The organism is Azospirillum sp. (genome assembly GCF_035628975.1).
Taxonomy (GTDB): Bacteria; Pseudomonadota; Alphaproteobacteria; order Azospirillales; family Azospirillaceae; genus Azospirillum.
In genome coordinates this window covers 1-8,672 of record NZ_DASPIS010000082.1, presented here as the reverse complement: position 1 = coordinate 8,672, position 8,672 = coordinate 1, and the positions used below count along the sequence as shown (strand labels likewise).

Here is an 8,672-nt window from a genome sequence, read left to right as displayed (position 1 = left end):
GGACGCTCGCTCACCTCCGGGTCGGGAGTGGACACAGTGGTGGAAACAGGGGGAGTGTCGGTGTGCTCATCAGGTCCTCAACAGCGCCCTCTACCGATTATTTCAGCAGGCGGCTGTCTCACTCGACGTTGGCACAGAGGGGGTGGCCTCGAGGCCACCCTCGCCATCCGCAGCCTACCCGAGCCATTGTGCAGCGTCCCTGTGTTGGCGATGACGGCGGGGGCGCTTCCGGAGGAGGTCGAGGCGTGCTACCGGGCCGGGATGGACGAGCACCTGTCCAAGCCGGTCGATCGCGAGCTCCTGCTTGGCGCCATCGTGCAGTGGACCCGCGCGGACCCGGCCCGCCCCAAACCGGGACCGGAAGTGGCAAGAACCTAGGCGAAGAGAGCTTGGGCCTAGGCCAATCGCCTCCCGCGCGACGGCGAAGAACTGTCCGGATCAGCCATGCCGGACGAGGAAGCTGGCGAGGGAGGCGTCCGAATTTTCGATGTGCCCGCACAACCAGCGCCGCACGTGGTCGAGCGTGTCGCTGTCCAGATTGGCCTGCCCGGTCCGCACCGCGTCCAACATGAACGAGAGGACCGCCATGAGCTCGCCGTGCTCATGCCCGTGCTCGATCGCTGCCGGATAGCCACGCTCCGCCATCAACGCCTCCTCGCGCCCAAAGTGCTCGCGGGCGATCCTGACGAACTGCAACAGCAGGCCGGCGGCATCGCGGCGGCTGGGTGCCACCAACAGCGTCTCACGGAGCTCGTTGAGCGTCTCCACAAGGTGACGGTGGTCCTCGTCCATTGCCGGGATGCCGAGGGCCAACTCGCCGGGCCAATCCACGTAGCTCATGGAGAGGCCTCTTCCAGCCCGAGACGCTCCACGACCGCGCGTAGGAGCCTCCGTGCCGCCGCGTAGTCGAGGCGACCGACCGCAGCGGCTAACTCGGCGGCGTCAGAGGTGATCTCGACGGGGACTCCGTCGGACAGTTTGCGCGCCGCCGTGACAGCGTCGAGATCGTTGCGGCGGAGCGCGCGGTCGAGCTCAGCCGCCAGCACAGCGAGGGCGTCCCGCCCAAGCGGCTCGCGATCAGACGCTGAGACGGCCTCCCGCCTATCCGGCGGCACGTTTCGAGCCGTCCGCAGCAACTCGTCGAAGGCGTCTTCAAAGGGAGCAAGGTCCGGGGCCACGTTGCCGCTGCGCAAAGCGCGCGTCAGCGCATCGGCCTCCTGGGAGAGGCGCATGGCGCTCATGTTCCCGGCAAGACCCTTGAGAGTGTGAGTGATATGCTCCGCCATATCGAGATCACCGTCTGCGAATGCAGCTCGGAGGGCGTCAGGATCCCGGCCGTGCTGCATCGGGAATTGCCGAAGGAGTCTCAGGAGAAGTGCGCGTTCGCTGCCGGTACGGGTCAGAAAGCTGGCGACGTCGATCCCGGGCATCGTCACTGGAAGGTCGGACATGTCGGATGCTACGCCGACACCCGAGCCGATACTGGCCGGGACGGGTCCCGCCCCCCCTTTGTCAGCAAGGCGGCAGTGTCTACGAACGGCGGCGACGAGTTGCTCCACGTCGAGAGGCTTGGGCAGGTGGTCGTCCATTCCAGCATCGAGGCATCGCTGCCGGTCGCCTGGAAGAACGTTGGCAGTCATTGCGATCACCGGTAACGTCTGCCCATCCGGCCGCCCCCGCAGACGACGTGTCGCCTCGAGCCCGTCCATGCCAGGCATCTGCATATCCATCAGCACGAGGTCGAACGGCTGCTCGGAAGTGTCGAGCCGCGCCAGCGTCTCGTGGCCGTCCCGTGCCGTGACGACCTCTGCGCCCCGGCGCTCTAGGATCTCGCAGGCGACCTCCAGGTTGAGCACGTTGTCCTCGGCCAGCAGGATGCGCAACCCGGCCAGCACGCCCTCCGCTGCGGTGTCCTGCGTCTGGCCTGGACGGCGGGACATCGCGGTGGCGACGGCCTGGAGCAGGGCGCTCTGCAGCACCGGGATGTCAAGAACGCCGTCGCACTCTGCCTCTAGTGCCGGATCCACCCGCTCCGCGGCGGCGACGAGGAGCACCGGGGCCGGTTCGCCAGACGCGGCGCTCTGGAGGCGCCACAGGGCGTCGAGGCCGTCCTCGGCCGCCTCTAGAACCACGATCTCATAAGGGGTGCCGGAGGCTGCGGCTTCGCGCAGGACAGCAGTCGCCTCGAAGACGGTCGCGGCGCCGTCCGCGCACCAGCCCAGCAATGCCGCAACCCGTGCCAGCACGGCGCGCGACATCAGATCGGTGGATAGGTGCAGGAGGCGGTGGCGCTGGAGGTCGGCCGGGGGCTCCGTTCCAGTCCGCTCCACGCCGCGGCCGAAAACCGCGGTGAAGGAGAAGCGGCTCCCCCGGCCGATTTCGCTCTCAACATCGATCCGGCCGCCCAGCAGCGTCACCAAGCGGTAGCTAATGGCCAATCCCAGTCCAGTGCCGCCGTAGCGCCGAGCCGTCGAGGCGTCGCCCTGGGTAAAGACGGCGAACAGGCTGGCCTTCTGCTCGTCCGAGATGCCGATGCCGGTGTCGCGCACCGAGAAGCGCAACTCGATCCGCTCAGCATCGGCGGCGATTGGCTCCACCCGCACGTCGACCTCACCCTCGTGGGTGAACTTGATGGCGTTCCCCACAATGTTGACCAGGATCTGCTGGAGGCGCAGGTCGTCGCCGACCAAATCGAGCGGCACGCCGTCGTCGATGGCGATGCTCACCGGGATCGTCCGGCTTTGGGCGTCCACCGAGACCAGCGTGCGCAACGTGCTCATCAATTCGTCGAGTCGGAAAGGCCGCGGCGCCAGGGCGAGCATGCCTGCCTCGACCTTGGAGAAATCGAGAATGTCGTTCAGCAATCCAAGCAGCGCTCGCGCGGCAATCCTGATCTTGTCCACGTAGCCCCGCTGCTTGGGGGTGAGCTCCGTCTGCGCAGCGAGGCCCGACAGCCCGATGATGGCGTTCATCGGTGTGCGGATCTCGTGGCTCATGTTGGCGAGGAACTGACTCTTCGCCAGGCTCGCCGCTTCGGCAGCGGTCTTGGCCTCAGACAGTGCATGCGCGGCGGCCAGTCGCTCGGCGATGTCACGGAACGCAACCACCCCTCCGACGATGGCGCCAGTAGCGTCGCGTACCGCCGCCGCCGTGAACTCAACCGGAAAGGCGCTACCGTCCTTACGCAGAAAGACGTCACTGTCGATCCGATGGCTTCTGCCGTCGGCCAGTGTGGCCAGCACCGGGCAGTTCTCGGACTGGCAAGGCCGTCCGTCAGCGTACTGGTAATGGCATAGCGCGTGAAAGTTGCCGCCGATCATTTCGCGCTCGGCGTAGCCGAGGAGCTGTGCCGCGGTGGGGTTGATGAAGGTGACGTAGCCGTGGGCGTCAAGTCCGCAGATCCCCTCTGCTACCGAGTCGAGAACCGACTGCAGCCTGACGTTGGCCGCCTCCTGCGCCGCAAGGGAGTGGTGCAGCGCGGCGGCACCACGGCAGTCGCGGCGGACCGCTGCCAGCACCGCCCATGAGAGCGTCCCGAGCAGGAACAGACCTCCCCCGAGGGCGCCGGCAGTCCACCATGCCCGTTGCCGCCATTCGTGGAGAATGGCGTCGCGGGGACGACCGACCACGACGGTGAGCGGCGTCCGCCCGACGCGCTTGTAGTAGGAGATACGATCGATGCCATCGATCACCGATAGGGCGTCATAGCGCCCCTCGCTGGAGGTGGCGAGATGCTTCAGCAGTTCGAGGGAGGGGTGCCGGCTGCCGACAGCACTCATATTCGGGGTGCGGACGATGATGGCACCGTCGTCGCGGAGTAACGTGACCACGCCGCCCGGCCCGAGTTCCAGCGTGCCGATGAAGGACGCGAAGTAGTCGAGGTCGATCGACGCAGCGACAACGCCCCGGAAGCCACCGTCAGGACCCTCGATCCGGCGGCTGAGTGTGAAGACTGTCCGGCCGGTGGCGCGTCCGACCTGGGCTTCGCCGACGTACACCTCGTGGGAGGATTCCCGAAGGACCCGGAAGTACTCACGGTCGGCGAGGTTCATCGCAGGTCCGGCAAACGCGGCGGATTGGAGGACCATCATGCCGTCGCGGTCGACGACGACCAGCACGCCGACGGACGGGACTTCGCCCGCCGTCCGGCGCAGCCACTCCCACTCGGTCCGGCTCGACGCCATCTCGGTCATCCCACGCTCGCCTACCCGCTCGGCCATGCGGTTAAGGATAGAGGAGGCCGCAGCGACGACGTGCTGGGCGTGCTTGTCCAGAAGTGCGGCGACGTTGCGCTCCTCCTGCAGGGCGCGGTCGATCGTCCTCTCATGGTCGGTGGTAACGTACGCTGCAACGAACGCAGAGCCGATGGCGAATAGGACCCAGATCGCCGCGATCAGGCCCAGGACCGGACGGCGGGCGGACGAATGCGGTTCCTCGAGGGCTTCCCCGGCCGCCATGTCACGCACCAGCCGCGGCGACCGGGATGGCTCTGGTATTCTCGAGCCGCTCAGTCTCAACCCGATTCCGTCCGGCCCGCTTGGCGCGGTAGAGCATCTCATCAGCGAGCCGGATCAAGTCCGCGGGCTCGAGGTCGTCAGCAGGGACAGCGGTCGCCAAGCCGATACTAACAGTCACCCACGGGCAGACCGTCGAATCGGCGTGCGGCAACTGCAGACCCAACATGGCCGTGCGCATCTGCTCGGCCAGCGTGGTCGCCCCCTCCAGGCTGGTCGAGGGCAGCAGGCAGACGAACTCCTCACCGCCGTAGCGTGCCGCGAGGTCACCGGGCCTTCGGACGAGGCTGGAGAGAGCGCCCGCTACGCGCCTCAGGCAGGCATCTCCCTCGAGATGGCCGTAACGGTCGTTGTACCGCTTGAAGAAGTCAACGTCGACGAGGATGGCCGAGAGCGGCTCCCGGAATCGCCGGGCCCGGCGCCACTCGGCGTCCAGCACCTCATCGAACCGGCGACGGTTGGCTATGCCGGTCAACCCGTCTATGAGCGCGCTGGCCCGCAACCGGTCTTCATGCCGCTTGAGCCGTAGATGAACGCGAACGCGAGCACGTACGACGGGCAGGCTGACTGGCTTGATGATGTAGTCGACGCCTCCGGCATCGAGCCCGCGCGTCTCGTCGTCGACCTCGCCACGGGCGGTGACGAAAACGACGGGGATATCATGGGTTGACGTATCGGACTTAAGCCTGCGGCAGACCTCGAAGCCATCCATGCCTGGCATCAGCACGTCGAGCAAGATCAGGTCGGGCGAAACGAGCCGAGCAATCTCAAGCGCTTCCTCACCGGAGGTGGCGAAGCAGAGTTCGCACTCATCCTGCAGCAGCCCGGCGAGAAGTTGGATATTGCCGGGTTCGTCATCAACGATCAGGACGTTTTGCTTGCCGGTTGGCGCCACGCTCTACCCTTTCGACGACTCGCAGCTGCGGCTCGATCTGGCTCTCTTGGAGCAGCTGCCAACTAGCGCCTCCCAACCACAGCATGAGGCTTCGTATTCGCTTATGATTTAAATCAAAATCGATGCATGTGACATGTGACAACGGAATCATCTTAATCCTGGAGGGAGGATGGTAATCCAGTGGCGCGAGCTGCGGGCGGCAGACAGGCGCGCCTCGGGCTCGACCCTGCGTCGCCGACTGGGCGAGTGGCACAGGACAGCGTTGCTCCGTCGCGTCCACGCGGTCCTTGTCCGTATGGCGCGCTCCGATCCCGACGCCGCTGCCTGGGATGTCGTGGTCGACAGTTGCTCGGTACGGGCAAAGCGAGGCGGCGACTTGACCGGGCCGAACCCGACCGACCGCGGCAAGTCCGGCACCAAGTACCACGTGGTCGTCTCGACCGACAGCCTGCCGCTGGCGGTCCTCCCTTCGCCCGCCAACGTGTATGACACCAAGCTCTTCCCTGCCTTGCTGCGCTTGACCCAGGTCGTCTGCACCGCCATCGGCAGGCTCTACGCCGACGCAGGCTACGACAGCGCCGTCAATCGCTGGCTCTGTTTACGCGACGGGGTTCAGCCGCACATCCGCAAGATCGGCGAGCCCCACCGGCGGACGCCCGGGACCGACAGGCCGATCCTCGATCCGGTCGATGATCCCCGCCACCAACTCCGCAACTGTCGGTCCCACACCCGCCTGTCTGTGCCAAAGGCACAGGAAACCGACAGCAGACCAGCGGGTTTCAGGAGGGGTGATCATAGGATGAAGGTTCCGGAAACCGCCTCTTAACGACACGGTAATGGGGCTAGCTGGAGTGGTACATCCTTCCAATGGCTAGGCAGACCGCGACGATAGCCGTACGCTACGTCGGATCTTCTTCCCAGAAGCGAGCTTTGCAAGCGGCCCCACTCACTCATCTTGAGCCCCGACCACACCCATCGCCAAGCGTTCAGAATAGTCGTCAATAATATGGGGAGGGCCCAAGATATGGGTGCCGTCATGAAGCCGGACCCGAAAACCGCTTCGGCGCCTCCCAGAAGCTATTTCGGCACTTTCTCCGACCCGGTTGCAATGGCGCAGGCCGTGGGTGCCATCGACCCCGGCACCGCCGGCCCCTATCCCATCAGGACGGTTCGCAAAACCTTCCATGGTTCGTTCGCGCGCGCGACGCTCGACCGGATCAGCGTCGGCGTCGGTTGTTTCGGCCAGGGAATTCCGCAGACCGCCGGGATCGCGAACGTTCACACCTTCATGTTTGCCACCGAGCCTGAGATTGTCCGCCGCGTCTCAGGCTGGACGCTGGGTTGGCAGCAGATCTTCCATTTCCGTCCCAACGAGCAGACTGCCACCTCCTCTCCATCAGGAATGCCTTGGGCGTTCGGGATCATCGCAGCCCCCTTCGACGTACTGGCTACGCAGAGCCGGCAGGTGACCGGAATCGACCCTAGTGTGCCCTTGAATGACGACCGGATGTTCCAGGTGCCCGAGATGGCGATGGCCCGGCTCATCGCCCTGATGAACGACACGGCGCGCCTCGCGAGGGATACTCCCTGGGTTCTCGAAACGCCGAAACCCTCCATCGCATTGGCCGGAACGATCATGGAGACCCTGCTGTCCTGCCTGACCCAGGGTAAGCTCAGGCAGGACAGGGGCGCTCTCGGGCGCCACCGCCAGATCGTCGCGCGCTTCGAGCAGGCCTTGAGGGAGTGTCCGGAGGAGATGCTGTCGCTGTGCGCCATCTGCGCCGCAACCGGCGTGGCTCAGAGAACGCTCAACCTTGCCTGCCAGGAGTTTCTCGGGCAGAGCGCCATGCATTATGCCCGCGGGCGTCGCCTTGATCTTGTTCGCCAAACATTGCTGAGGTCCGACCCTGCGGCAACGAACGTCACCGGTGTCGCAATGCATTACGGTTTCTGGGAGCTGGGCCGCTTTGCGCAGGCCTATCGGATTCGCTTTGGGGAGCGCCCGTCCGAAACCCTGCGGCGCGATGCAGGGCAGGCAGGAAGGACAAGGCGCTCAATTCATGCCGGAATTGCATAGTCAGTGACCGGAACCGTTCCTAGGATGCCGGCATGCGCCCACCCGCCCACCATCGTGGCGCGCCGGCGCGATCCGGCCGGGGGATGCCCAATGACGACATCCGGTCCGGCTCAAGCACAATGAAAGGAATGGGGGAATGACACTGCGCATCAACGCCGAGGCGCCGAACTTCACGGCCGAGACCACCGAGGGAACGATCAACTTCCACGACTGGATCGGCAATGGCTGGGCGATCCTGTTTTCCCACCCCAAGGACTTCACGCCGGTCTGCACAACGGAACTCGGCTATATGGCTAAGCTGAAGCCGGAATTCGATAAGCGCAACACCAAGATCATCGGCCTCAGCGTCGACCCGGTCGCCAACCATGCCAGATGGGCGCAGGACATCGCCGAGACGCAAGGGACCGCCCCCAATTATCCGATGATCGGCGATACCGGCCTCGCCGTGGCTAAGCTCTACAACATGCTTCCGGCCGAGATCGAAGGCGGTTCCGACGGTCGCACGGCGGCGGACAACGCGACAGTCCGCACGGTCTTCATCATCGGGCCTGACAAGAAGATCAAGCTGATGATCAGCTATCCGATGACCACGGGCCGCAATTTTGACGAGATCCTGCGAGTGCTGGATTCGCTGCAACTGACCGCAAAGCATCGTGTGGCCACCCCGGTGAACTGGCAGCGTGGGGACAAGGTCATCATCGCCGGTTCCGTCTCGGACGAGGAAGCCAAGACCATCTATCCGGACGGCTGGGAAGCGCCGCGCCCCTATCTGCGGCTCGTGCCGCAGCCGCAATAGCCATGTTGTTCGAGACCTTTGCGGCGGGCGGATGCCGCTCCTATCTCATCGGCTGCGAAATCTCTTGCGCCGCTGTGCTGATTGACCCGGAACTCAGCCTCATCCAGCATTATCGAGGGTATCTGTCGAAGCATGGGCTGACGCTTCGCTATCTGGTCGACACGCACACGCACGCGGACCATTTCTCGGCCACCCGTCAACTCGGCGAGGCGCTCGACGTGCCGGTGGTGATGCACCGGCTTAGCCCCGCGCCTCATGCCGGTCTGCGCCTCGATGACGGTGACATGCTGATCGCCGGCCGTCTCAAGATCAAGGCGATGCATACGCCTGGGCATACACGCGATTCCATGTGTCTGGTCATGGAGGACCGGATCTTCACCGGCGATACGC

Annotated in this window: 7 protein-coding genes; 4 read left to right on the top strand and 3 right to left on the bottom strand. The window is 65.2% G+C overall.

The window, feature by feature from the left end:
- Window positions 1-438: 438 nt before the first annotated feature.
- Genes VD964_RS18170 through VD964_RS18160 form a run of 3 tightly spaced genes read right to left on the bottom strand, consistent with a single transcriptional unit; the run spans window position 439 to window position 5,409 of the window.
- On the bottom strand, window positions 439-840 hold the full coding sequence (locus tag VD964_RS18170) for a bacteriohemerythrin (RefSeq protein ID WP_324869918.1): 402 nt from the start codon (window positions 838-840) through the stop codon (window positions 439-441).
- Window positions 837-4,457 (bottom strand): response regulator, encoded by a 3,621-nt coding sequence (locus tag VD964_RS18165; RefSeq protein ID WP_324869917.1) that lies wholly within the window; start codon window positions 4,455-4,457, stop codon window positions 837-839. Before VD964_RS18165 ends, VD964_RS18170 begins: the two co-directional genes overlap by 4 nt.
- Before the next feature lies 1 nt (window position 4,458).
- On the bottom strand, window positions 4,459-5,409 hold the full coding sequence (locus tag VD964_RS18160; RefSeq protein ID WP_324869916.1) for a diguanylate cyclase: 951 nt from the start codon (window positions 5,407-5,409) through the stop codon (window positions 4,459-4,461).
- A 295-nt stretch (window positions 5,410-5,704) separates the two neighbouring features.
- Between VD964_RS18160 and VD964_RS18155 the strand changes: the two genes are divergently transcribed.
- From VD964_RS18155 to VD964_RS18140, 4 genes are all read left to right on the top strand, one after another.
- Complete coding sequence (locus VD964_RS18155; RefSeq protein WP_414637196.1) at window positions 5,705-6,235, top strand: transposase; 531 nt, start codon at window positions 5,705-5,707, stop codon at window positions 6,233-6,235.
- Between the two features lie 198 nt (window positions 6,236-6,433).
- Window positions 6,434-7,486 carry a helix-turn-helix domain-containing protein gene (locus tag VD964_RS18150; protein WP_324869915.1) on the top strand — a complete coding sequence of 351 codons (1,053 nt, stop codon included), beginning with the start codon at window positions 6,434-6,436 and terminating at the stop codon, window positions 7,484-7,486.
- Between the two features lie 136 nt (window positions 7,487-7,622).
- Window positions 7,623-8,282: a peroxiredoxin gene (locus VD964_RS18145; protein ID WP_324869914.1), complete on the top strand. Its 660-nt coding sequence runs from the start codon at window positions 7,623-7,625 to the stop codon at window positions 8,280-8,282.
- Window positions 8,283-8,284: 2 nt separating this feature from the next.
- Window positions 8,285-8,672, top strand: a 388-nt coding sequence (locus VD964_RS18140; protein WP_324869913.1) for an MBL fold metallo-hydrolase, incomplete at its 3' end; no start/stop codon positions are given.

Excerpts from the sequence above, each read along its gene's own strand:
- VD964_RS18170 (WP_324869918.1), bottom strand. The coding sequence starts at position 840 with ATGAGCTACGTGGATTGGCCCGGCGAGTTGGCCCTCGGCATCCCGGCA.
- VD964_RS18165 (WP_324869917.1), bottom strand. The coding sequence starts at position 4,457 with ATGGCGGCCGGGGAAGCCCTCGAGGAACCGCATTCGTCCGCCCGCCGT.
- VD964_RS18155 (WP_414637196.1), top strand. The coding sequence starts at position 5,705 with ATGGCGCGCTCCGATCCCGACGCCGCTGCCTGGGATGTCGTGGTCGAC.
- VD964_RS18150 (WP_324869915.1), top strand. The coding sequence starts at position 6,434 with ATGGGTGCCGTCATGAAGCCGGACCCGAAAACCGCTTCGGCGCCTCCC.
- VD964_RS18145 (WP_324869914.1), top strand. The coding sequence starts at position 7,623 with ATGACACTGCGCATCAACGCCGAGGCGCCGAACTTCACGGCCGAGACC.